At 69.0% G+C, this 22776-nt stretch carries 25 protein-coding genes; 19 read left to right on the top strand and 6 right to left on the bottom strand.

Features of this window, described 5'->3' with window-relative positions:
- Window positions 1–15: 15 nt before the first annotated feature.
- The 4 genes from AVR91_RS09135 to AVR91_RS43520 are packed head-to-tail and all read right to left on the bottom strand — an operon-like array spanning window position 16 to window position 3980.
- Window positions 16–1386 (bottom strand): hypothetical protein, encoded by a 1371-nt coding sequence (locus tag AVR91_RS09135; protein ID WP_063273036.1) that lies wholly within the window; start codon window positions 1384–1386, stop codon window positions 16–18.
- Window positions 1383–1847: a hypothetical protein gene (locus AVR91_RS09130; RefSeq protein ID WP_063273014.1), complete on the bottom strand. Its 465-nt coding sequence runs from the start codon at window positions 1845–1847 to the stop codon at window positions 1383–1385. The genes AVR91_RS09135 and AVR91_RS09130 overlap by 4 nt, the downstream gene beginning before the upstream one ends.
- Window positions 1844–3187, bottom strand: a complete 1344-nt coding sequence (locus AVR91_RS09125) for a hypothetical protein (RefSeq protein WP_063273035.1) — start codon at window positions 3185–3187, stop codon at window positions 1844–1846. The genes AVR91_RS09130 and AVR91_RS09125 overlap by 4 nt, the downstream gene beginning before the upstream one ends.
- A complete protein-coding gene (locus AVR91_RS43520; RefSeq protein WP_063273013.1) occupies window positions 3171–3980 on the bottom strand; it encodes a hypothetical protein in 810 nt (269 codons plus the stop codon). The genes AVR91_RS09125 and AVR91_RS43520 overlap by 17 nt, the downstream gene beginning before the upstream one ends.
- 348 nt (window positions 3981–4328) lie before the next feature.
- On the opposite strand from AVR91_RS43520, the gene AVR91_RS09115 reads away from it, so the two are divergent.
- Window positions 4329–4628: a helix-turn-helix domain-containing protein gene (locus tag AVR91_RS09115; RefSeq protein WP_043848303.1), complete on the top strand. Its 300-nt coding sequence runs from the start codon at window positions 4329–4331 to the stop codon at window positions 4626–4628.
- A 463-nt stretch (window positions 4629–5091) separates the two neighbouring features.
- Here AVR91_RS09115 and AVR91_RS09110 read toward each other — a convergent pair whose 3' ends face one another.
- The gene (locus AVR91_RS09110) at window positions 5092–5706 is read right to left on the bottom strand and encodes a (2Fe-2S)-binding protein (RefSeq protein WP_063271540.1); all 615 of its coding nucleotides are present in this window, start codon (window positions 5704–5706) and stop codon (window positions 5092–5094) included.
- Window positions 5706–6566 (bottom strand): putative RNA methyltransferase, encoded by an 861-nt coding sequence (locus tag AVR91_RS09105; protein ID WP_063823096.1) that lies wholly within the window; start codon window positions 6564–6566, stop codon window positions 5706–5708. Before AVR91_RS09105 ends, AVR91_RS09110 begins: the two co-directional genes overlap by 1 nt.
- Window positions 6567–6741: 175 nt before the next feature.
- Here AVR91_RS09105 and AVR91_RS09100 point away from each other — a divergent pair, with 175 nt between their 5' ends.
- The 18 genes from AVR91_RS09100 (at window position 6742) to lepB (ending at window position 22731) form a co-directional block, all read left to right on the top strand.
- Entirely contained in the window at window positions 6742–8130 is a 1389-nt protein-coding gene (locus AVR91_RS09100; RefSeq protein ID WP_016336241.1) for an ammonium transporter, read from the top strand.
- Window positions 8127–8465 carry a P-II family nitrogen regulator gene (locus AVR91_RS09095; RefSeq protein ID WP_038509839.1) on the top strand — a complete coding sequence of 113 codons (339 nt, stop codon included), beginning with the start codon at window positions 8127–8129 and terminating at the stop codon, window positions 8463–8465. Before AVR91_RS09100 ends, AVR91_RS09095 begins: the two co-directional genes overlap by 4 nt.
- Window positions 8466–8474: 9 nt before the next feature.
- On the top strand, window positions 8475–10790 hold the full coding sequence (locus AVR91_RS09090) for a [protein-PII] uridylyltransferase (protein WP_063271541.1): 2316 nt from the start codon (window positions 8475–8477) through the stop codon (window positions 10788–10790).
- A 50-nt stretch (window positions 10791–10840) separates the two neighbouring features.
- The gene (locus tag AVR91_RS09085; RefSeq protein ID WP_063271542.1) at window positions 10841–11098 is read left to right on the top strand and encodes a hypothetical protein; all 258 of its coding nucleotides are present in this window, start codon (window positions 10841–10843) and stop codon (window positions 11096–11098) included.
- Entirely contained in the window at window positions 11028–11459 is a 432-nt protein-coding gene (locus tag AVR91_RS09080; protein ID WP_072030707.1) for a hypothetical protein, read from the top strand. Before AVR91_RS09085 ends, AVR91_RS09080 begins: the two co-directional genes overlap by 71 nt.
- A 4-nt stretch (window positions 11460–11463) precedes the next feature.
- Window positions 11464–11856 carry a hypothetical protein gene (locus AVR91_RS09075; RefSeq protein WP_063271544.1) on the top strand — a complete coding sequence of 131 codons (393 nt, stop codon included), beginning with the start codon at window positions 11464–11466 and terminating at the stop codon, window positions 11854–11856.
- Window positions 11857–11906: 50 nt separating this feature from the next.
- Window positions 11907–12755, top strand: coding sequence for a non-homologous end joining protein Ku (gene ku / locus AVR91_RS09070; protein WP_063271545.1), 849 nt, complete (start codon window positions 11907–11909; stop codon window positions 12753–12755).
- A gap of 260 nt (window positions 12756–13015) precedes the next feature.
- The gene (locus tag AVR91_RS09065) at window positions 13016–14752 is read left to right on the top strand and encodes a pentapeptide repeat-containing protein (protein ID WP_063271546.1); all 1737 of its coding nucleotides are present in this window, start codon (window positions 13016–13018) and stop codon (window positions 14750–14752) included.
- A gap of 78 nt (window positions 14753–14830) precedes the next feature.
- Complete coding sequence (ffh, locus tag AVR91_RS09060; protein WP_063271547.1) at window positions 14831–16372, top strand: signal recognition particle protein; 1542 nt, start codon at window positions 14831–14833, stop codon at window positions 16370–16372.
- 3 nt (window positions 16373–16375) lie between these two features.
- Window positions 16376–17449, top strand: a complete 1074-nt coding sequence (locus tag AVR91_RS09055; protein ID WP_063271548.1) for an amidohydrolase family protein — start codon at window positions 16376–16378, stop codon at window positions 17447–17449.
- Between the two features lie 45 nt (window positions 17450–17494).
- Window positions 17495–18244, top strand: coding sequence for a CPBP family intramembrane glutamic endopeptidase (locus AVR91_RS09050; protein WP_083715735.1), 750 nt, complete (start codon window positions 17495–17497; stop codon window positions 18242–18244).
- A 57-nt stretch (window positions 18245–18301) separates the two neighbouring features.
- A complete protein-coding gene (locus AVR91_RS09045; protein ID WP_063271550.1) occupies window positions 18302–19108 on the top strand; it encodes a CPBP family intramembrane glutamic endopeptidase in 807 nt (268 codons plus the stop codon).
- 157 nt (window positions 19109–19265) lie between these two features.
- Entirely contained in the window at window positions 19266–19712 is a 447-nt protein-coding gene (rpsP, locus tag AVR91_RS09040; RefSeq protein WP_037342314.1) for a 30S ribosomal protein S16, read from the top strand.
- Window positions 19709–19948 carry an RNA-binding protein gene (locus AVR91_RS09035; RefSeq protein WP_003103110.1) on the top strand — a complete coding sequence of 80 codons (240 nt, stop codon included), beginning with the start codon at window positions 19709–19711 and terminating at the stop codon, window positions 19946–19948. The genes rpsP and AVR91_RS09035 overlap by 4 nt, the downstream gene beginning before the upstream one ends.
- A 16-nt stretch (window positions 19949–19964) precedes the next feature.
- Window positions 19965–20477, top strand: a complete 513-nt coding sequence (gene rimM / locus AVR91_RS09030; RefSeq protein ID WP_063271551.1) for a ribosome maturation factor RimM — start codon at window positions 19965–19967, stop codon at window positions 20475–20477.
- A complete protein-coding gene (gene trmD / locus AVR91_RS09025) occupies window positions 20477–21241 on the top strand; it encodes a tRNA (guanosine(37)-N1)-methyltransferase TrmD (protein WP_016336231.1) in 765 nt (254 codons plus the stop codon). The genes rimM and trmD overlap by 1 nt, the downstream gene beginning before the upstream one ends.
- A gap of 160 nt (window positions 21242–21401) precedes the next feature.
- Entirely contained in the window at window positions 21402–21770 is a 369-nt protein-coding gene (gene rplS, locus AVR91_RS09020; RefSeq protein ID WP_063271552.1) for a 50S ribosomal protein L19, read from the top strand.
- Window positions 21771–21801: 31 nt separating this feature from the next.
- Entirely contained in the window at window positions 21802–22731 is a 930-nt protein-coding gene (lepB, locus tag AVR91_RS09015; RefSeq protein WP_063271553.1) for a signal peptidase I, read from the top strand.
- Window positions 22732–22776 lie beyond the last annotated feature (45 nt).

The raw sequence follows: 22776 nt of genomic DNA, 5'->3' as shown, positions 1-22776 counted from the left end.
CCCGTACGGGTCCGGCTACTGCCCGGGCCGCTTGCGCGTGGTCCTGGGTTTCGGCGGTTCCTCCGCCTCGGGTGGTGCCTGGCCTTCTCCGGCGCCGTGCCCCTCACGGAGTTCGGCGACCGAAGGCACCGGCGGCGTCCGGCCGGGCGGCGGCGTGAGCTGCGGGGTGGGCGGCGCGGGCGGGTTCGGGTCGGACGACGACGGCGAACCGTCCCGCCCGATCGGCTCGGCGATCCGGACGACCTCCTGGAGGTGGTCGTCGAGTTCGTCGATGGCCCGCTGCACACGGGAGCTGAAGAACCCCGGGGGAAGCGACGCGCGGAAGTTGCCCGGCACGTCGCCGTTGGAACCGCCGGTGCTCTGCCGGGGAAGGTTCGCCACGATCCGCTGCAACCGCGTCGCGATCTGCAGGAACGACGTGCCGACGCCTTCCTTGCCCGCCGACTCGATGAGCTTGCCGCCCTCGAAGGTGGCGAACTCGCGGATCCAGCGCAGCAGCCCGCCGAGCGACATGGTCCCGCCCTGCGGATCGGGGACGCGGAGCACCTCGAGGTCCTCCTGCTGGACGAACACCGACCGCAGCATCGCGACGACCTCGTCGACCTGCGACGCGGTCGCGGACAACAGCCGCGAGAGCGCGACCACGGCCGGACCGAAGAACGGCTGGCCACCGGCCGGCTGCGAGAACGGGTCGATCTTGTCGCGTGCGTCCTGCCAGCCCCTGAACAACGAGACCACCCAATCCGTCAGCGTGATGAAGGAGGTCTGGATCCGTTCCTCTTCGATCGTGTTGACCTTGCCCGAGACCAGGCCGAGCTCGTCCCGCAGCTGGCCGAGGTGTCCTTGCGTACGGTCTCCGGCGCCGACCGCGAGCCCGCCGTTGCCCAGCAGCAGCAGGAAGAGCTGATCGACCCGCGCCACGCGGATCAACGGGCTCTCCAGCTCCTGCCGGATCTGTTCGAGGTCGTGCCGGACGAGCGCGCGGAAACCCTCCGCGTTCTCGGGATCCGAGTCCGTCCTCAGTGGACGGAGCGAATCGAGCAGTGCCAGCGAGTCCTTGACCGCGCTCCTGGCCCTCGCGGCGAGCGAGGCCTGGCCGCCGGTGACGGCGCCGAGGTCGGCCTGGATCGCGTACCCGCGCGGAGTCCATTTCGCCTCGGTGCGGCCTTGGACCTCTTTCAGTTCGAAACTGCCGGTCAGCGCGGCCACGAAGCCTTTGGTATCGCCTTCACGCCACTTCCAGCCGAGCATGTCGCTGATCGTCTGTTCGGCGAGTTTGCCGGGGGCCGCCGCCTGCGGTGGGTACTGCCCGGTCGACAGCGGATACGCGCTGTCGATGTCCTGTGCGCGCGGCAACGTCGCGCCGCGGTCGTCGTTGATCGTCATCGGGTCGCCCCACATCCCTTGAATTCGGCCAGTTCCACTGCTTCACGCCAGCACCGCACCATCACGTCCTCCGCCGAGGACAAGGCGGCGGCGCATTGGTCCACCCCGGCGTGGAAGCTCTTCGCCCAGCCCCGCCATTCCTGTTCCCGTCCGTGCACCGCGCGCAGCAGCCCGGAGACCGCGTGGTGCGAGCGGCAGTGCCCGTCCACCCGCCGCCGCAGGTTCAGCAGCGACGACGCCGTGGTGTGCAACGACTCCGCGCTCACCGTGCCCTGTGTCGCGCGCGTGGCCGCCTCGACCTCACCGGTGCCGTCCAGGACGACCTCGGCGAGATGATCCGCCGCGGCCAGCCCGACGCCGGCGGGCCGGTCTTCGGCGACACTGATCTCCAGGGCCCGCCAGCACGCGGCCACCTGGTTCACTTCCTTGCCCAGCCGGGAGAATTCGGTGTCGAGCGTCATCTCGCCCTCCTGCCGAGCTCTTCCATGAAGAAGCCGAAAAGCCGTTTCGGCGGAGCCATCCGTTCGTCGAGCGCGAACCGGACCGCGCCGATCAGGAACCGTTCCGGCACCACGCCGGGGGAGACCCCGTCGGCCAGCCTTCCCGCGGCTTCTTCGATCATCGCCTGTTCCTTGGCTTCGAACCGCAGCACCTTCGCCAGGGGACGGTGCCCGAGCGAGGGAAAAGAGGTGAAGCACATCGCGTCCACCACCACGGGGATCGCCTTGTCCGCCGTCCTCAGCAGTGCGGGTGGCGCGTTCACCAGCTTCGCCCGCGGGTACAGCTTGTGCCACATCTCCGCATACGCCTCCGCGTGCCGGGTGAAACCCATGCGGCGCAACAGCTCCACCGAGATCTTCGCCCGGAGGTACGGCACCGGGTGCACCGCGCGCGGGGCGAACCCGGTCGTTTCGAGTTCGGTGCGCCCGATGACGTCGAACAGCGAACCGACGACCGCCGGGCCACCCAGCAGCAGCGCGGACAGGTCGGCGAACGTCTCCCGATTCCACCTGACCCAGACGCCGGTCACCTCCCTCGGCACCCTCGCTTCGACGAGCCTCGCCGCCACCTGCAGCGGGATCGCCCTGGCGAGGCCTAGATCGTTCTGCAGGTTGTGACTCACCTCGTGCAGGACCGCGCCGAGCGTCCACGGATTCACCAGCCGGTGGTACGGAAGCTGGATCAGCGGAAAGGGGTTGAGCCGGTTCCCCAGCCGCCGCAAGGGGATCCCGCGGCGCGAGGTGGCCGGGCCGGACCCGGTGCGCAGGTAGCAGAACGGCGGCGGGGTCGGGATCGACCGCCAGCGCCCGATCCCTAGATAGGCGTACTGGTAGCAGTCGAGAGCCACCCGGTCGCATGCCACCAGCCATGGGGCGAACGCGCCTTGCCGTTGGTTGAACAGATCGAGGTAGAAGTCCCAGACCCCTTCGGTGGTCTTGACCCAGCGCTGTGCCCGGGACTTCGCCCGCAACAGCCGGGCGAGCTCGGCGCGCTCCGGCCGCGCCACCGCCTCGTCCGCGGCACGGCGAACCGCACGGGTCGCCGAGTACAACGGCTTCCGCAAGGTCGCCATCGTCCGGTTGACCGCCGCGAGATGCGCCCGGCTCGGGCCGGTGGCCGGGTCGCCGAACTCCGACCAGCGGAACGGCCGCAGCGCCTCCAGATGCCGTTCCACGTTGGTGGCCTGGGACAGCACCCAAGCCGTCAGCTCGTCGTCCCCGGACGGCCTCGCCCGCCGGAACCCGGTGGACGAGGCCGATTCACCGGATGCCGCGGGCAGCGCCTCAGCGGCGGCGCGCACGGCCGCGCGCCTTGCCACGACGGGCGGCACCCGCCCGGGCCCGGGGCTGTGTCCTGCGCCCGCCGCGGGCGGCGGGACGACGGCGCTGCTGCGGACGGCCGCGGCGGCGCTGCTGCTGGTTCCGGCGGTTCGCGGACGCGTTCTGCGCGCTGTTCACGGTGTGGCCGACCAGCCGGCGCGTGATGTACCGGGCGTTGATCGGGCGGCCGTCGGCGTACCGGCGCCCGACGTCGCGGGCGGTGCGGCCGATGATCTTCGGGATGTGCCGGACGGCACGGCGGGTCGCCGGATTACGCCACAGCTTGCGCCCGAGGTTCACCGCGCCGCGGATCAGCTGCGGACCGTGTTTGATGATCTTCGGCGCCGCCCACTTCGCCGCCTGGAACGCCAGCGGCGCGAGCGCGCCGAGGAAGGCCTCCGCCTCGTCCTCGGTCTCGGCGTTCTCGGCCTGGAAGGCCAGCTGCGCCATCATCTCGGCGTCGGGATAGACCCGCCGCGCCGGATGCGTGAAGTCCTCGTCCTCGGATTCCAGTTCGAACTCGTCCTCGAGTTCGCGGACGACGGCCTCGAACTCGGACTCGAATTCGTCTTCGTCCTCGTACTCGCCGTAGACCTCGTCCTCCAGCTCGTCTTCGAGCTCCCGGGCCAGGCCGCCTAGCTCGTCTTCGAACTCGTCCTCGTCCTCGAATTCGCCTTCCAGTTCGTCCTCGAGTTCGTTTTCGAACTCGGCCTCGAGTTCACGGCTCAGCTCGTCTTCCAGCTCGCCGTCCACTGCCGCATAGCCACGGCTCATAACCGTTCTCCTCTGCTCCGGTGAAAATCCGCGATCGCCGGCGCGGTGCGTCGGTGAGCACTGACCCGACACTGCCCGCGCACCGGGGTGCACCGGTAGTCACACGTTCTTGCGTGACATGAATCGACTAGTTCGTACTTGTCACACAAACCGACGATGCGCTTTTCCTGTCGGAGGGGTTTGCTAGAGAAGGAGGGAGACCTAGAGGGGGGAGGCCGGTCTATGTCCACGAGCCCGGTGATGGGATTTCCTGCGTCGTCGCTACACGATCTCGCGCGGCAGCGGGCGACGGTCGTCACGGAGGACGAAGCCGTACGAAAGCTGGCGAGATCACTCGTCAGACGTGTCATGGAACTGAACGACGGGGGCTCCGTGCAGCGGAAGCCGCTGCTCGACGTCACCGAACACGGCGTCAGATGCCTGCTCGTCCCGGTGGCGCCGGAACCACACGACCTGCTCAGCCCGCGCGAACACGAAGTGGCGCGCATGGTCGGGCGTGGCTATACGAACAAGCAGATCGCCGGCGTACTGGAAATCAGTTTGAACACGGTTTCCGCGCATATGCGCCGGATCTTCACCAAACTGGGGGTCGGTTCACGGGCGGCGATGGTGGCCGCGTTGACCGGTGAAAATCTCGCCGCCGGATGAGGCGGGATGTCTCACGGGCCCCATTGGTCACAGAACTGCGTTGGTGGGCCTGAAGCGCGCGGGTCGGGTTGGTCGTGAGTGGCGATTCGGGTTCTAAGCCGAATCGCCACTCACGACCCACGCGAGACCGCACTCACGTGATCGAAGCCGAAACTCGTGTGATCAGCGGCGGAACACCCCGAGTGCGGCCTCCGATCACGCGAGTCACGTCCCTGATCACGCGAGTCACGTCTTTGCTCACGCCGCGCCTGTGTTCCCAGTCCGTGAAGGCATCCTTGAGGGGACCACGAGGCCCTCGAGGAGGACCAATGTTTGTTGATCTACGTCTGACCTGTGTGAGCGGGATTCGCTCTGTTCCAGACCGGGTCGAGCGTTGTCGGTGAAGATTTTGGGACGTTCAGTGTCCCAAATCCTTCATCAATGAACCGAAAGCCCAGTCAATTCGTCTTGCCCCGTAGAGGAATCATCCGAGAGCGGCGCGAAGCCGCCGGTCCCGTTCCTCCGGGGTTTGCCGAGGGCAACTGGTGCACTTCGGGTTGCCCGCCTCGTAGATCAGGCAACAGGAAGCACGGCGCACCACCGTGTTCCGCCCGACCCGGGTGAACCGCGGTTCCGGCAGCCCGAGCCCGATCGCGGCCACGAGCGGCCCCGCCAGCGCGATCGCCCGTTCGGTGTCGCCGGTCCACAGCAGGCGGTTGCCGATGGAATCCGTCGCGATCGCGCCCAGGGCACGCGGATTCGCTTTGGTGACAGCCGAAATCGTGCCGATCGCGGTGCTCAGCGTTCCGGCGAACGCGGCGCCGAGCTCGGCCAGGCCGCCGTCGAGGGCCCGGGACGACCTGGCGCCGGTGAACCGGCCGTCCGGGACGAGGTCGATCGTGATCGCGTCGAGTGACGGGTCCAAGGGATCGCCGCGTACGAGGGATTCCACCGAGGGCGCGACGAGAACGGAGGAGAGCGAGTACCACCAGATCGTGCCGAGCACTTCGGGCAGGGAGCAGCCGTAGAGCTTCGCGGCGCCGCCGATGCGGGCGCTGACCCAGGCGGCGTCGGCGAGCAGGGTCGCGGGTGCCTCCATCAGGACACCGGCCGGTAGAGCGTGACGCTGAACGAAGTGGTGACGTCGACCGGTCCGGTGATCGCGTCGAGGCGTTCACGCCTGCCGTCGCGGTGGAGGTGGTGAGCGCTCGGGCCCATCTCCACCACCTGGCGGATCCGGTCGGGCGCCAACGTCACCTCCTGGGTGACCTCGCGCCGGTCCACCCTGGTGAAGCGTTCGCCGAGGGTGTCCTCCAGCCGCGCGTCCTTGCCGCCGTCGACGGAGATCACCAGATCGCCCAGTTCCCGGAGGTGACCGGGGTTCGGGGTCGCGACCACCAGCAGTCCGTCCTCGGTCAGGACGCGGTGGAACTGCGAGGCGTTGCGGGGCGCGAAGACGTTGAGGATCAGCGACGCGCTCGAATCCGCCACCGGCCAGGGCTCCCATAGATTCCACACGGCCGCGCCCGCGCGCGCGTGCGCGCGAGCGGCCCGGCGCAGGGCGACGGCGGAGACGTCGAGCGCCAGTCCGTACGCGGCGGGGACGGCGTCGAGCACATGCGCGAGGTAGTACCCCGTGCCCGCGCCGGCGTCGATGACCATCCCGTTCTCGACGTGCTCCGAAGCCACCTTCGCGAGAGCGTCGGCGAGGGGCAGGTAAACGCCCGACGACAGAAGGTCGGCACGGGCCGCGACCATCGGTGCCGTGTCCGCGGTCCCCGCCGGGATGCGTGCATGCAGAAGGTTGACGTAACCCTGCTTCGCCACGTCGAAGGAGTGGCCCCGATCGCAACGCACCGTGCGTTCGGTTAACCCGACCGGGTCACCGCAGACCGAACACCGCAACGACCGGACGATCGCCGGTGGCAGAGGGTCATGGCCGGATACACGCGCGTTCATGGCCCTATTCGACCACGAGGTTTCGCAACCGGACAGAACGCACCAGGTGACCGGAAACCTGGCCGTAACAACGCCGTACCGACAGTTCACGAGGGTGAAACCTGAATCGCCGCCCGAGGAAACACCCCGGTCCAAAAATTCCTGCGCAGTACACCCCAGGCACGGGAGGAAGATTGTGCTGAACGCAGGAGACACCGCATGGGTGTTGATCAGCGCCGCGCTGGTCATGCTCATGACACCGGGATTGGCGTTCTTCTACGGCGGCATGGTCCGCGCGAAGAGCGTTCTGAACATGTTGATGATGAACTTCATCGCGCTCGCCGTAGTCGGTGTCCTCTGGACGCTGTACGGCTTCACGATGGCGTTCGGCAACGACGTGGGCGGCGGGTTGCTCGGCAACTTCGACTTCGCGGGGCTCTCGACCATCTCCGGCAAGCTCGCCGGGTTCGCGACCGCCGCGACCAGCACCACGCCCGAGGTCGCCTGGCCCGGCGCGGACGCGTTGCCGCTGTTCGCCTTCGTGATGTTCCAGCTGATGTTCGCGATCATCACGCCCGCGCTGATCTCCGGTGCCATCGCCGACCGCGCCAAGTTCTGGGGCTGGACGCTGTTCGTCGCGGTGTGGGTGACCATCGTGTACTTCCCGGTCGCGCACTGGGTGTTCTCGTTCAACGGCTTCATCAGCGCCGATTCGGTCGGCGGCTGGATCGCCAACCAGCTCAAGGCGCTCGACTTCGCCGGCGGTACCGCGGTCCACATCAACGCCGGTGCGGCGGGTCTCGCCCTCGCGATCGTTCTCGGCAAGCGCAAGGGCTGGCCGAAGGGCACCGGACGCCCGCACAACGTGCCGTTCGTCCTCCTCGGCGCCGCGCTGCTGTGGTTCGGCTGGTACGGCTTCAACGCCGGCTCGGCGCTGGCCGCCAACGACCTCGCCGCCGTCGCGTTCACCAACACCACCGTCGCGACCGCGGCCGCCGTGCTCGGCTGGCTGATCATCGAGCAGATCAAGGTCGGCAAGCCGACCACCCTCGGCGCCGCCTCCGGTGCCGTCGCGGGTCTCGTCGCGATCACCCCGGCGGCCGGTTTCGTCAGCCCGCTGGGTGCGATCGCCATCGGTCTCATCGCCGGTGCCCTGTGCGCCCTGGCGATCAGCCTCAAGTTCCGCTTCGGTTTCGACGACTCCCTCGACGTCGTCGGCGTCCACCTCGTGGGTGGTCTCGTCGGCACGCTGCTCATCGGCTTCTTCGGCACCACCAGCGTCAACTCGCTCGGCGTCGACGGCCTTTTCTACGGCGGCGGCCTCGGCCAGCTGGGCAAGCAGGCGCTCGCGGCGGCCGTGGTCCTCGGCTACTCGTTCGTGCTGACCTTCGTCATCGGCTGGGTGATCAAGAAGCTCGGCGGGTTCCGTGTCAGCGCGGAGGACGAGGTCAGTGGTATCGATGAGGCCCAGCACGCGGAGAGCGCGTACGACTTCACCGGTTCGGGCGGCGGCCTCGGCCAGCCGAGCTCCATCCCGGTCAAGACGTCAACCGCGGCCACGAAACTCGAGGAGAGCAAGGCATGAAGCTGATCACCGCGATCGTCAAGCCGTTCACGCTCGACGACGTCCGCTCCTCGCTGGAGCAGCTGGGCGTGCTCGGCATGACGGTCAGTGAGGTACAGGGCTACGGCAGGCAGAAGGGCCACACCGAGGTCTACCGGGGTGCGGAGTACTCCGTGGACTTCGTGGCGAAGCTGCGGGTCGAGGTCGTCACCGACGATTCCAACGTCGAGAAGGTCCTCGACGCGATCACCACGGCCGCACACACCGGCAAGATCGGGGACGGGAAGATCTGGGTGACGCCGGTGGAGACGGTCATCCGGGTACGCACCGGCGAGCGCGGCTCGGACGCCCTATAGGCGCCCACGATGGCCGACGGGGGTGAGCTGGTCAAGGCCACCGAGCGGTTGCTCGAGGGCAGGCACGGGAGGTTAGGGGCGGCCGCGTTGCGCGCGGCGTGCGTCGACCTCTACGAATTCTGGTTGGGCAAGGGCGCCTCGGCGGCCGGCGTCGACACCGCTGAACCCGGTGTCGCGCTGGCCGCCGTCGGCGGCCTGGGGCGCAGCGAACTGGTGCCCTTCTCCGACCTCGATCTGTTGTTGCTGCACAACGGCAACTCGCGCGTCGGCGAGATCGCCGACGCGATCTGGTACCCGCTGTGGGACGCCAAGATCGGCCTCGATCACTCGGTCCGCACTCCGGGTGAGGCGCTGAAGGTGGCGTCGGAGGATCTGCGGACCGCGATGGGGCTGCTCGACATCCGGCACATCTCCGGGGACGCCGAGATCACCGCCAGGCTGGCGGCCGCGGCACGGGACCAGTGGCGGAGGACCGCCCGGAAACGGATGGACGAACTGTCGGACGCGGTGCGTCAGCGCTGGGCCCGCAGCGGCGAGATCGCGCAGTCAGCCGAGCCGGATCTCAAACACGGCAGGGGCGGGCTTCGCGACTTCGCCGTTCTCGAAGCGCTGGCGGCGGCACAGCTCACGGCGAGGCCCGGCGAGGAACTGCTCGCGGCCAAGAGTCTGCTGCTCGACGTCCGGACGGAACTGCGGCGCGAACTGCGCCGGGAGCGGGACATCCTCAGCGCGCCGGAAGCCGAGACGGTCGCGGGCGAACTCGGCTTCGGCGATCGGTTCACCTTGGCGCGCAAGCTTTCCGGTGCGGGGCGGACGATCGCGTACGCGGTCGACGTCGCGCTCCGGTCCACTGTGGAACCACCGAAGGCGCGGTTCGGCCGCCGTCCGGTGCGGACGCCGCTCGACGAGGGTGTCGTCCTGCACGGGAACGAGGTCGCGCTGGCGCGGGACGCCCTGCCCGCCAAGGATCCGGCCCTGTTGCTGCGGGTCGCCGCGGCGTCGGCCCGGATCCGCAAGCCCATCGCGCACGGGACCTTGCGGGCGCTCGCCGAAACGGCGCCGGAACTGCGCGCGCCGTGGCCCGCCGACGCCCTCAAGGCGCTGGTGGAACTGCTCGGCGCGGGCGAGGGACTCGTCGACGCCGTGGAGGCACTTGACCGCACCGGCCTGTGGGCTCGGTTGTTCCCCGAATGGGGTGCGGTGCGGGATCTCCCGCCGAGGTCGCCGGTGCACTCGTGGACGGTCGACCGGCATCTCGTGCGGGCCGCGGTCGAGGCGTCGAAGCTGACGACCACCGTTTCGCGGCCGGATCTGCTGCTGATCGGCGCGTTGCTGCACGACATCGGCAAGGGCCGCGACGCGGACCACTCCGAACTCGGCGCGAAGATCAGCGCACAGGTGGCGGCCCGGCTGGGGTTGTCGCCCGCCGATTCGGCGCTGGTGGCGGCGATGGTGCGGCATCACCTGTTGCTGCCGCATACCGCGACGCGGCGGGACATCAGCGATCCCGCCACGATCCAGCGGGTCACCAAGACCCTCGACGACAATCTCGTCCTGCTGGAACTGCTGCACGCCCTGACGACGGCCGATTCGCTGGCCACCGGGCCGGGCGTGTGGACGGACTGGAAGGCGCGCCTGCTCGCCGAACTGGTGTCCGGCTGCGAAGAAGCGTTACACGGCAAGGGTTTCGTGCCGCCGGAGCCGATGGGTGCCGAACAGCGGGAGCTCGTCGCCGAAGCCGTCGCGTCCGGCCGCGGCGAGGTGCGGATCACCGCCGCCGGCAAGGTGGTGACGGTGGTGCTCGCCGTCCCGGCCCGCGCGGAACTGCTGGCCCCCGCGGCCGGTGTGCTCGCGCTGAACTCGCTCGAAGTCCACGCGGCGGTGCTGCGCGGGCACGACGGGGGACGGGCGGGAGTCTTCACGGCGTCACCGAAGTTCGGCTCGCTGCCCGACGTCACGCTGCTGCGGGAGCAGTTCGCACGGGCGGTGGCGGGGACGCTGCCGCTCACCCAGCGGCTCGCGGCGAAGGAACGGGACTACGGCGGAGGGGAGGCGCCGCCGGCCGGGGCGAAGGTGATCTGGTTCGACGACGAGACCAGCGGGCGCGACACCGTCGTCGTCGAACTGCGGGCCGCGAACCGGATCGGGCTGCTGTACCGGGTCGCGGGCGCGTTGCGCCGGTGCGAGGCCGAGGTGCGGTGGGCGAAGGTGGCCACGCTCGGCGGTGCCGTCGTCGACTCGTTCGCCGTGGTGCCGCGGAGCGGCCGGATCGACCAGGCGTGGCGGTCGAAGGTCGAAGCGGCACTGCTGGCGGCCGCTTCCTGAGGCGCCTGCCTGATCGTTTGGGGACGCCGCCCGCCGGGTAGGCGAGCGCCATGCCTGATCCCACTCTGCTCGCGCTGGGATCCGCCCTCTGTTACGGATTCGTCGACTTCGCGGGCGGGCTCCTGGCCAGGCGGGCCGAGTTCGCCGCCGTCGCGTTCGCCGGCCAGGTGGGCGGCTTCTTGTTCATGCTCGGTGCCGTATTGCTGTTCACGACGGCGGATCCGTCGATGGCCCTCGGTGCCGGGGTTCGCCGGGATCGGGCTGGCGGTCGTCGCGCTGATGGCCGTTTCGCGCTCCGGCGCGGGTGACGCGGAAGGCGCGAAGTCCTCGGTCCGGGACGCGCTGATCGCCAGCGCCGGATTCGCCGTCCAGTATCTCGCGCTGGCGCAGGCGGTACCGGAAGCCGGTCTCTGGCCGGTCGTGGCGAGCAGCCTGGCGGCGACTTCGGCGATCCTCCCGATCGTCATCCGGCGATGGAACGGCGTGCGGCTGCCGTGGCGCTCCGTGAGCGGCCCGGCCCCGTGCGATCGGCGGGATTGGTCCTGGCGGCGGCCGCGGTGGTCCTGCTCGGTTACGGCTGACCTCGGGTTCGGGGTGTCGTGCGAGTCGCGGAGGGTAGCGGTGGCAGGATGTGCGCGGTCGAGACCCGAAGGAGCCGGAGGGCGGTGAGCGCGTGCTGGAGCACGAGCAGAACCCGCCCGGACCGCAGCGGATCACGCTGCCGCCGACCGTCGTCGCCTCCCATCTGCGCGCGTGCGCGGACGACCTCGCCGTCTCCCTCACCGCTTCCGGTACCGCCGCGACCGTGCCCGAACTGCTCAAAGTGGTCCGGCACCTCGTCGCGGGCCAGCAGGCGCTGGCCATCGCGCTCGAAGGCATGGCGGGCCGCGTCGAAGGGGGCGGCGAAGGCGCGCTGGCCACCGCCCCGATGGTCGACGTCGAGGTGGTCGCCGAAGTGCTCCGTGCGGCGGCCACCGCTGTCGACTGTTCGGCCGAGGCACTCGCCGAATCGCGCCCGTCATTCGAATGTGTGAGCGATTCAGTGGCCCCTGACACCCGTTTGTAGCTGTCCCGCCGCTTCGGCGCGTGGATACGCTGACCAGGCGGAGGTGGGCCATGCGCGCGGTGTGGAAAGGCACGATCGGATTCGGGACCTACGCCATTCCGGTGAAGGCGTACAGCGCGACCGAAGAGCACAACATCCCCCTCCACCAGGTGCACGAGGCGGACGGCGGCCGGGTGCGGGTGAAGTGGGTCTGCGAGGTCGACGGCGCCGAGGTGCCCACGGCCGAGATCGCGAAGGGGTATCCCGTCCCCAACGGCGACGTCGTCCTGCTGACCGCCGGCGACTTCGCGTCGCTGCTCGCACCGACCACCCAGTCGATGGACGTCGTCGGCTTCACCCCGGCCGACCAGGTCGACCCGATGTACTTCGCGCGCAGCTACTACCTGGAACCGGAGCCGGCGGGCACCAAGCCCTATGTGCTGTTGAGCGAGGCGCTGCAGCAGTCCGGGCGGATCGCGATCGTGAAGGTGACCTTGCGGCAGCGCGAGACGCTGGGCGCGCTGCGCGTGCGGGACCAGGTGATCCTGCTCGAGACGATGCTGTGGCCCGACGAGATCCGGCGGCCGGACTTCCCGTTCCTGCACGAGGACGTCGACCTGCGGCGCGGGGAACTGCGGAACGCGGTCTCGCTGATCGAAGACCTCACACAGGATTTCGAGCCCGGCCGGTACACCGATCACTACCGTGAGGCGCTCGAAGCACTCATCCAGGCCAAGCTGGACGGCGACGACGTCCTCCAGCCCACCGCCGCCGAACAGGCGGAAGGTGTGACGCGGCTGCTGGCCGCCTTGCAGCAGGGCCCGGTCGAGAAGGCCAAGGAAGCGGCGGACAAGGCACGCCAGGCGCGGACGCGGGCGAAGCGGGCTTCGTCGTCGGCGTCGTCGGCCAAGACCAGTTGAGTAGATCTACTCAGGGGGAGTTGGGGGTCTTCACGCTGCCGTGACCCCAGGGTGACCGGGCATGGTTATGCCATCGCGCGGAGAGAGCGCGGGCAGCGAATCGCCTGGTACTGGGGGTCCGGCGATACCGAGTCCCGCGAAGCTCGCCAAGTGTGCTTACGGTCGGCTCGCGGGGAGGCGAGCCTTCCGTAGGGGCTCCGGTACCGGTCTGCGAGGGGCGACCGGTCCCGGAGCCCTGTTTTCTGCGCTAGTAATGACGCATGGGCGAGGCTTGGCCGTCATGCGAGCGCGAGGACTGCCGCGGCGTGCGCGTCCTCGACTTCGATCACTGTCTCGAGCATCTCGAACCCGGGCGGCAGGACGAGTACTTCCGCGGTCTCTCGCTCGGCGCCGAAGTCGATCTCCGGGGGACCACGCTTTCCGGGGAACTCGTCACGAGACTCGTCGACGCCGTCGGGAGCATCGACGGCCGTCGCGCGGAGTTCGGCCGCGCGGATTTCGCCGAGACACGCTTTCCCGGGCTCGTGGTTTTCGAAGACGTCACGTTCTTCGACGCGGACTTCACCGACGCCGTGTTCGAGGGCTCCGTCAGCTTCGACAAGGCCGGTTTTCGTGACAGTGCCTCGTTTCTTCGCAGCCGGTTCGAAGACCGGACGACATTCGAAGACGTCGTTTTCGACGATGCCACATTCGAAGGCGCGTACTTCGCCGGTGAGACCGGGTTCGACCGGGCGATCTTCAAGGAAGGAACCTTCACTCGCGCGCGCTTCGCGGGGGCTGTCTGCTTCGACGGCGCCGTCTTCAAGCGGCCCGCTGACTTCATACGCGGATCGTTCGACGGGCGCGCCTCCTTCTGTAGGACGAAGTTCGAAAGTGCCGCGTTGTTCTCTTCGGACCAGGGGTTCGCCGATGAGGTCCGATTCGACGGCGCGGAATTCGGAGACGAAGCCGAGTTCAACTTGCTGCGTTTCGACGACCGCGCCAGCTTCCTAGGTGCCAAGTTCGCCGGGGACGCGATGTTCGACGCCGCCACGTTCGGTGACGACGCGTGCTTCGTTGACGCCTGTTTCGAAGGGCACGCGATGTTCGAAGACGTGAGATTCCGTTCGGACGCCCGTTTCCGAGGAGCCGTCTTCGTCGCGGCCGATCGTTTCGGTCCGGTCAGCGCCGAACGGCTGGACTTCGGCCGCGCGACCTTCCGAAGCCGGATGACCCTCTTCGCCGGATCACCGGAGATGGACTGTTCCGAGACCAAATTCGAGGAAGGGGTCACGCTGAGGCTGGTCCGTCACTCGAACCTCGGCTTGGAAAGGTCCGTGTTCGGCAAGGCTTCGACGGTCTCGGGAGCCGCGTCCGTGACGTCCGTCGAGGGAGCGGACGTCGCCGACCTCGTGTTCACCGACGCCGACTTGGCGAATTGCCGCTTCGCGGGCGCGCATCACCTGGACAAGCTGCGGCTGGAAGGCGCCTGCACATTCGGCTCGTACCGCAACCGCCAGGTCCTCGCCGAGGAACACGTCTGGCGAAGTGACCGAAGCGCGCCAGTCGGCCCCCGCCGCATCGCCGACCTCTACCGGCAGCTCCGCAAGGCACAGGAAGACAGCAAGAACGAGCCCGGCGCCGCCGACTTCTACTACGGCGAGATGGAGATGCGCCGCCACAGCCCGGCCACCCCGTGGTCCGAGCGTTTCATCCTCTACCTCTACTGGCTCATCTCCGGCTACGGCCTCCGCGCCCTCAGAGCCCTCGCGACCCTGGCCGTCCTCATAGCCGTCGTGAGCACGAGCATCTGGTTAGGCGGCTTCAAGACCACGCCCGCCTTCGGGGACACCCTCATCTACGTCGCCCAGAGCACCGTTTCGCTGGACACGAAACTGGCGACGCTGCCGAAGGAGCTGACACCGTTGGGCGAGGTCCTGCGGCTGGTCATGCGCGTCCTCGGGCCGCTGCTGCTCGGACTGACCCTGCTGGCCGTCCGCAACCGCGTCAAACGCTGACCTCGGACACCGACTACCCTGGGAAGCCGCCGGTTCGTACCGGCGAGCCACAACGACCCAGCTGGAGCGTGCACACCCGTGTTCGACACCCTCTCCGATCGGCTCACGTCCGCCCTGCAGACCCTGTCTCGCAAGGGCAGGCTCTCCGACGCCGACATCGACGCCACCGCGCGCGAGATCCGGATCGCGCTGCTCGAGGCGGATGTCGCGCTGTCTGTGGTGAAGGACTTCATCGCCCGGATCAAGGAGCGCGCCAAGGGCGCCGAGGTGCACGGCGCGCTGAACCCGGCGCAGCAGGTCATCAAGATCGTCAACGAGGAACTCGTCACCATCCTCGGCGGCGAGACCAGGCGGCTCACGTTCGCGAAGAACCCGCCGACGGTCATCATGCTCGCGGGTCTGCAGGGTGCCGGTAAGACGACGCTCGCGGGCAAGCTCGCGATGTGGCTGAAGAAGCAGGGCCACGCGCCGATGCTGGTCGCGTGTGACCTCCAGCGCCCCAACGCGGTCACGCAGCTGCAGGTCGTCGGCGAGCGGGCCGGGGTCGCGGTCTTCGCGCCCGAGCCGGGCAACGGCGTCGGCGACCCGGTCGACGTCGCCCGCCGCGCCATCGACGAGGCCAAGCGCGCCCAGCACGACATCGTCCTGGTCGACACCGCCGGCCGTCTCGGCGTCGACGAAGAGCTGATGAAGCAGGCCGCGGACATCCGCGACGCCGTTTCCCCGGACGAGACGCTGTTCGTCGTCGACGCGATGATCGGTCAGGACGCGGTCACCACGGCCGAGGCGTTCCGCGACGGCGTCGGCTTCACCGGTGTCGTGCTCACCAAGCTCGACGGTGACGCCCGCGGCGGTGCCGCGCTGTCGGTCCGCCAGGTCACCGGCCAGCCGATCCTGTTCGCCTCCAACGGCGAGAAGCTCGAAGACTTCGACCTCTTCCACCCGGACCGGATGGCCAGCCGGATCCTCGGCATGGGTGACGTGCTCAGCCTCATCGAGCAGGCCGAGCAGCACTTCGACCAGGAGAAGGCCGAGCAGACCGCGGCCAAGCTCGGCAGCGGCCAGCTCACCCTCGAGGACTTCCTCGAGCAGATGCTCGCGGTCCGCAAGATGGGCCCGATCGGCAACCTGCTGGGCATGCTGCCCGGCGCGGGGCAGATGAAGGACCAGCTCGCGCAGGTCGACGACAAGCAGCTCGACAAGCTGCAGGCGATCATCCGCGGCATGACCCCCGCCGAGCGGGCCGACCCGAAGATCATCAACGCCTCGCGCCGCGTCCGGATCTCGAAGGGGTCCGGTGTCGCCGTCCGCGACGTCAACGACCTGGTCAACCGGTTCTTCGAAGCGCGCAAGATGATGGCGCAGATGGCGGGCCGCTTCGGCTTCGGCGGCGGAGGCGGCGGCAGCAAGAACCGCAAGGGCAAGAAGGGGAAGAAGGGCAAGGGGCGCGGCCCGACGCAGCCCAAGGTCCGTGGCGGCTTCCCCGGCGGCATGCCGATGCTGCCCCCGGGTGGCGGGATGCCTGGGGGAGCTGGCATGCCCGACCTGTCGCAGCTCGGCGGCATGAACGACGTACCCGGGTTCGACCCGAAGAAGTTCAAGCTGCCGAAGGACAAGTAGCCCGTGGAGGCGCTGCACCTGGCCGGCGTCGTCCTGCCGGACGGCGAGCATCGTGAGCTGTGGGTCACCGGCGGCCGGATCACGACCGAACCGGTGGCCGGAGCGGAAACCGTTGTCCGGGAAGGGTTTCTCGTTCCCGGCCTGGTCGACGCGCACTGCCATCCCGGAATCGGGGTCGGCGGCGCGACCACCCTCGAAGAGGCAGCCGGGCAGGCGATCACCGACCGCGACGCCGGGACGCTGCTGATCCGCGACTGCGGGCTGCCCATCGACGTCCGGCCGTTGCAGGAGCGCGCCGACCTGCCGCGGATCATCCGCGCCGGACGGCATCTCGCCCTGCGCAAGCGCTACATCCCCGGCCTCGGTATCGAACTCGAAGACCCTTCCGAGCTGCCGAAGGCGGTCGCCGAACAGGCCCGTGACGGCGACGGCTGGGTCAAGCTCGTCGGCGACTGGATCGACCGCGGGGTCGGCGATCTCGCGCCGCTGTGGCCGGACGACGTCCTCGCCGAGGCCATCGCCGCCGCGCACGCCGAGGGCGCCAAGGTGACGGCGCACGTGTTCGGCCAGGCCGCGTTGCCCGGCTTGATCGACGCGGGGATCGACTGCCTCGAACACGGCACGGAGCTCTCGGCGGACCAGCTGGGCGTCCTCGCCGAACGCGGCATCGCGCTCGTGCCGACCCTGATCAACATCGAGAACTTCCCCGGCATCGCGGACAAGGCGGGCAAGTACCCGGTGTACGCGGACCATATGCGCGCGCTGCATGCCGGCGTGGGGGAGATGGTCTCGACGGCGATCGAGGCCGGTGTCCAGGTGTACGCGGGCAGCGACGCGGGCGGCATGGTCGAGCACGGCAGGCTCGTCGACGAGATCGAGGCGCTGCACAAGGCGGGCATGTCCGCTGAGCAGGCGCTGGCTTCGGCTTCGTGGGCGGCTCGCGACTGGCTCGGCGTGCCGGGAATCGTCGACGGCGCTTCGGCCGATCTGCTCGTCTACCCGTCCGATCCGCGTGAGGATCTCGCGGTGCTCCGCCATCCGAGCCACATCGTGCTGCGTGGCAAGATCTACGCCTGACCCGACTCCATCCGTGACGGGAGCGGTACCTAGCGTGGAGGCGTGGTGGACGACGGGCAGGCTCGCGAGCGTCTGGTGCTCGGAGCGCACTGGGGATTCGTAGCGTTCTTCGCGGGCATCGCCGGATACCACCTCGTCACGCTCGTCATGAGCTTCCTGATGTCGGGCCGCTTCGGTGGCTACGACCCGCTCGAACTCCGTGACGTCGGCCCGTTGCTGATCCTCGCCTTCCTGCCGACCCTCGTCCTCGGGCTCGGCCCCGCGGTCGGTTCTCGCGTCTGGGGGCAGGGGCTTCGCACGGACTTCGGGCTCAAGCCCACGTGGCGCGACGTCCGGATCGGCCTCGCCTGCGGAGCCGCCGCGCTCGCCGCCGGCTACCTCCTCAACCTGCTCCTGCTCGCCGTCTACGGGACCGACAGCGACGACAGGACCTTCTCCGACGTCTCGCCCGGACCGATCACCGAACTCTCGGGCACCACCGAAGGCGACACGATCTGGTTGGTGCTGGCCGCGGTCATCGTCGTCCTCGCCGCGCCGGTCACCGAAGAACTGCTCTTCCGCGGCACGCTGTGGAACGCCATGGGCTTCCATCGCCTGCCCTCGTGGGTGATCCTGCTGGTCACCGCGCTCGTGTTCGCCCAGTTGCACGGCGAGGCCGCGCGCACGATCGCGTTGTTCGGCCAAGGGATCGCCATCGGCCTCGCCCGCTATCTGTCCGGCCGGGTGAGCGCGTCGGTGATCGCGCACGCGGCCAACAACCTCCCACCGGCTGTATTGCTCTTCGCGGCGAGGTGATCGCCGCTCCAGGCGGTTAGAGTCTTTGAGTAACCGAACGATCACCGGAGGATCGGCGTGACCGTATCTCAGCCAAGGGAGCCGATCCCCGAGGCGGCGCCGCCGGACGAGCTCACTGCCGGAGGTGAGGTGGCCGCGCCCGACACGCCACCGCCGCATCGCTGGGGATTCGGAGCCTTCCTCCTGGTGGAGGCCGTCCTGCTGGCGTCGGCGGCGTTCATCAGCGTCCTGCTCGGCGACGTCCAGCCCGGCCAGCCCCTGCCGATGCGCATGGTGCTGCTGGGCACCATGGTGCCGACGATGATCGCCGCCGGGGTCGCGCTGCTGATCACCCGGCTGCGGGGCAACGGCCCGTTCACCGACCTGCGGATCGGCTGGAGCTGGGCCGACGTCAAGGTCGGGCTCAAACTCGGCGTGCTCGGGCTCGGGCTCACCTCGTTCGCCGCCTACGTCTGGACGCAGATCGTCGGCAACGAGAACGCGACCTCGGCGATCAGCGCGCTCGTGGAGGATCGGCGGATGTCGGTCTCGGCGGCCGTCGTCATGTTCATCTACCTCTGGCTGGTCGGGCCGATCTGCGAGGAGATCATCTACCGCGGCCTGCTCTGGGGCGCGGTGGAACGGTTGACGTGGCGCACCGAACGCTGGGGGAGGATCGCGGCGTTCCTGGTCTCCACGGCCGTTTTCGCGGCGAGCCACCTCGAACCGCTGCGCACCACGTTGCTACTGGTGATCGCGATCCCGATCGGGCTGGCCAGGGTGTTCACCGGGCGGCTGCTCGGCAGCGTGGTCGCCCATCAGGTGAACAACTTCCTCCCGGCCGTGACGATCCTGCTCGCCTCGCTCGGGATAGCCGCGTTCTGACAGCCGATTAGCGTCTGGCAGAATGTACGCTTGCCTGCTTTGGCCGGACCCTCTCACCGCGCCCGAGCTCACCCTTCGGGTGTGCGCAGCCGTGTCCCCACTCGGCTGGCGTGCGCCTTCCACATGCATCAGAGAGAACTGAGGAGTACCCACACCCGTGGCCGTCAAGATCAAGCTGCAGCGTCTCGGCAAGATCCGTGCGCCGTACTACCGCATCATCGTCGCCGACGCGCGCACCCGCCGTGATGGCAAGGCCATCGAGACGATCGGCAAGTACCACCCCAAGGAAGAGCCGAGCTTCATCGAGGTCGACACCGAGCGGGCCCAGCACTGGCTGTCCGTCGGCGCCCAGCCGACCGAGCCGGTCCAGCGCATCCTTGAGATCACCGGTGACTGGCAGAAGTTCAAGGGCCTCCCGGGCGCCGAGGGCACCCTGAAGGTCGCCGAGCCGAAGCCGTCGAAGCAGGACCTGTTCAACGCCGCGCTCGCGGCCGCCGGTGACTCGGCCTCCGCCGAAGCCACCACGCCGAAGAAGAAGTCCGCCCCGAAGAAGGCCGAGGCCGAGAAGGCCGAAGCCGCCGAGGGTGACAAGGCCGAGGCGTGAGCTTCCTCGCTGACTCCCTCGAACACCTGGTGCGCGGGATCGTCGACAACCCGGACGAGGTCCGGGTCGAGCTGCTGACCACGCGCCGTGGCCGCACGCTCGAGGTGCACGTGCACCCCGACGATCTCGGCAAGGTGATCGGCCGGGGCGGTCGTACCGCGACCGCCCTGCGCACCGTCATGGGCGGCATCGGTGGCCGCGGCGTCCGCGTGGACGTCGTCGACACCGATCGCTGACCAAGGACAGAACGGGATGGACGTCGTAGTCGGCCGTATCGCCAAGGCGCACGGAATCCGCGGGGAACTCGCGGTGGACGTGCGCACGGACTCGCCGGAACAGCGGTTCGCGGTCGGTTCGGCCGTCACGACGAAGCTGCGTGACGGCAGCAGCAGAGACCTCACCATCGCAGCCGCCCGCGAACACAGCGGGCGGCTGCTGGTGCGTTTCGAAGAGGTGCTGACCAGGGACGTCGCGGAGACCCTCCGCGGCGCGCTGCTGATCGCCGACACCTCGGCGCTGCCGCCGACCGAAGACCCCGACGAGTTCTACGACCACGAACTCGAAGGCCTGCGGGCCGAACTCGCCGACGGCACCGTCGTCGGCAAGGTACGCGAAATCGTGCATTCGCCCGCCGGGGAACTGCTGTCGATCGACCACGACGGGCGCGAGGTGCTGGTGCCGTTCGTGAAGGCGATCGTCCCGGCCGTCGACGTCGCCGGCGGCCGCGTGGTCCTCGACCCGCCGGAAGGCCTGCTGGACGCCTGATGCGCCTCGACGTAGTCACGATCTTCCCCGAATACCTCGATCCGCTCCGCGCCGCGTTGCTCGGGCGCGCGATCGACCGCGGCCTCATCGAGGTCGGCGTCCACGACCTGCGGAACTGGACGCACGACGTCCACCGCGCCGTCGACGACGCCCCGTACGGCGGCGGGCCCGGCATGGTGATGAAACCGCAGATCTGGGGCCCCGCCCTGGACGACGTCTGCGGCGAGAACACCCGTCTCGTGGTCCCGACGCCCGCCGGGCGGCCGTTCACCCAGGCCATGGCCCATCAGTACGCCGCGGAAGAGCACCTGGTGTTCGCCTGCGGGCGCTATGAGGGCATCGACCAGCGGGTGATCGACGACGCCGCGCGTCGGATGCCCGTCGACGAGGTCTCCATCGGCGACTACGTGCTGGTCGGCGGCGAGGCCGCGGTCCTGGTGATGGTCGAGGCCGTCGTCCGGCTGCTGCCCGGAGTGCTCGGCAACGCCCGCTCCGCCGAAGAGGACTCGTTCTCCGACGGTCTTCTCGAAGGACCCAGCTACACCCGGCCGGAGGTCTGGCGCGATCTGGCCGTCCCCGACGTCCTGCGCTCGGGGAACCACGCGCTGATCGACCGCTGGCGCCGCGACCAGGCGCTGGAGCGCACCGTACGGCGCAGGCCCGAACTGATCGGCCTGCTGCCGGAGGGTAGTCTCGACAAGCACGATCTCAAGGTCCTCGACCGGTTGGCCGAGGGCAGCGACCAGGCCGGGTCAACCACCTGAGACCTGGTCTGCAATACTTGACAGGTTGGCGTGAGTGGACGCGCGGCTTCGCAGCCGGCGCCGTACACCGGAACGCCATCAGCCCCCGGGTAGGTCGCAGTGCCCGACACTGCGCGCCCAAGCTGCACGTAAGCCATACGAAGACGAGGACGGACCACCGATGAACACCCTGGACGCGCTGGACGCGCAGTCACTGCGTTCCGACATCCCGGACTTCCGACCGGGCGACACGCTCAAGGTTCACGTCCGCGTCATCGAGGGCAACCGCGAGCGCAACCAGATCTTCCAGGGCGTCGTGCTGCGTCGCCAGGGCGGCGGCATCCGCGAGACCTTCACGGTCCGCAAGGTGTCGTTCGGCATCGGCGTGGAGCGCACCTTCCCGGTGCACTCGCCGAACATCGCCGAGGTCGAGGTCTTCAAGCGCGGCGACGTCCGCCGGGCGAAGCTGTACTACCTCCGCGAGCTGCGCGGCAAGGCCGCCAAGATCAAGGAACGCCGCGAAAACCGCGAGACGGCCTCCGCCAAGTAGGTAGCCACTCGGTTACAGGTAACCTGGCGTCGTGGTCGAACCCGTGTCCCAGAACACCTCCGAAGACGAGCCCGATCGCCCCGAAGAGGAGCGCCCCACCCGGGCCTCCCGCCGGGGCCGGTCCGGTTCCAAGAAATTCGGCAAGGTCAACAAGAAGCGGTCGTTCTGGAAGGAACTGCCGATCCTGATCGTCGTCGCCCTCGTGCTGACGATCTTGATCCAGCAGTTCCTCGCCAAGGTCTACATGATCCCCTCGGGATCGATGGAGACCACTTTGCACGGCTGCTCGGGATGCACGGGCGACCGGATCCTGGTCGATCGGATCACGTACGACTTCACCGATCCCGCCCCGGGCGACGTGGTGGTCTTCAAGGGCCCGCCCGCCTGGGTCGGCGAGATCGACACGCCGGAGTCCAGCAACATCTTCGTCACCGGATTCCGCACGCTGGGTTCCCTGATCGGGTTCGCGCCGCCGGACGAGCGCGACTTCGTCAAGCGGATCATCGCGGTCGGCGGCCAGACGGTCCAGTGCTGCGACAACAACCGCGTCGTCGTCGACGGCAAGGCACTCGACGAGCCGTACGTCCACTGGGAAGAGGGCATGGCCCCCACCGAGCGGACGTTCGAGCCGGTCAAGGTGCCCGTCGGCTACGTCTGGGTGATGGGCGACAACCGCAACAACTCCAGCGACTCCCGTATCCAGGGTGGCGGTGGGGTCAACGGCGCGGTCCCGGTGGACAACATCATCGGCAAGGCACGGGTCATCGTGCTCCCGCCCGGCCGCTGGGGTGGCGTTTCGGACCACAACCCGCAGGCGAACGCTCAGCCGCTGGCGCTCGGCGCCCCGGCTTGGCAGCAGGGACTCCCGCTGGGAGTCGGAATCGCCGCGGCGTGGCCCGTGCTCTTCCTCGGCAGGCGGATGTCGGCCGGAGTGCGCAAGGCGGTCGACCGGAGGCGGTAAGGCCTTGAGAGTTCCTGTACCGCTCACACCGGCCGAGCCGCTTCG

It is taken from the genome of Amycolatopsis keratiniphila subsp. keratiniphila (genome assembly GCF_001620365.2).
GTDB lineage: Bacteria > Actinomycetota > Actinomycetes > Mycobacteriales > Pseudonocardiaceae > Amycolatopsis > Amycolatopsis keratiniphila.
The sequence above is the reverse complement of the archived record's forward strand: the minus strand, read 5'-3'. Positions and strand labels throughout refer to the sequence as shown.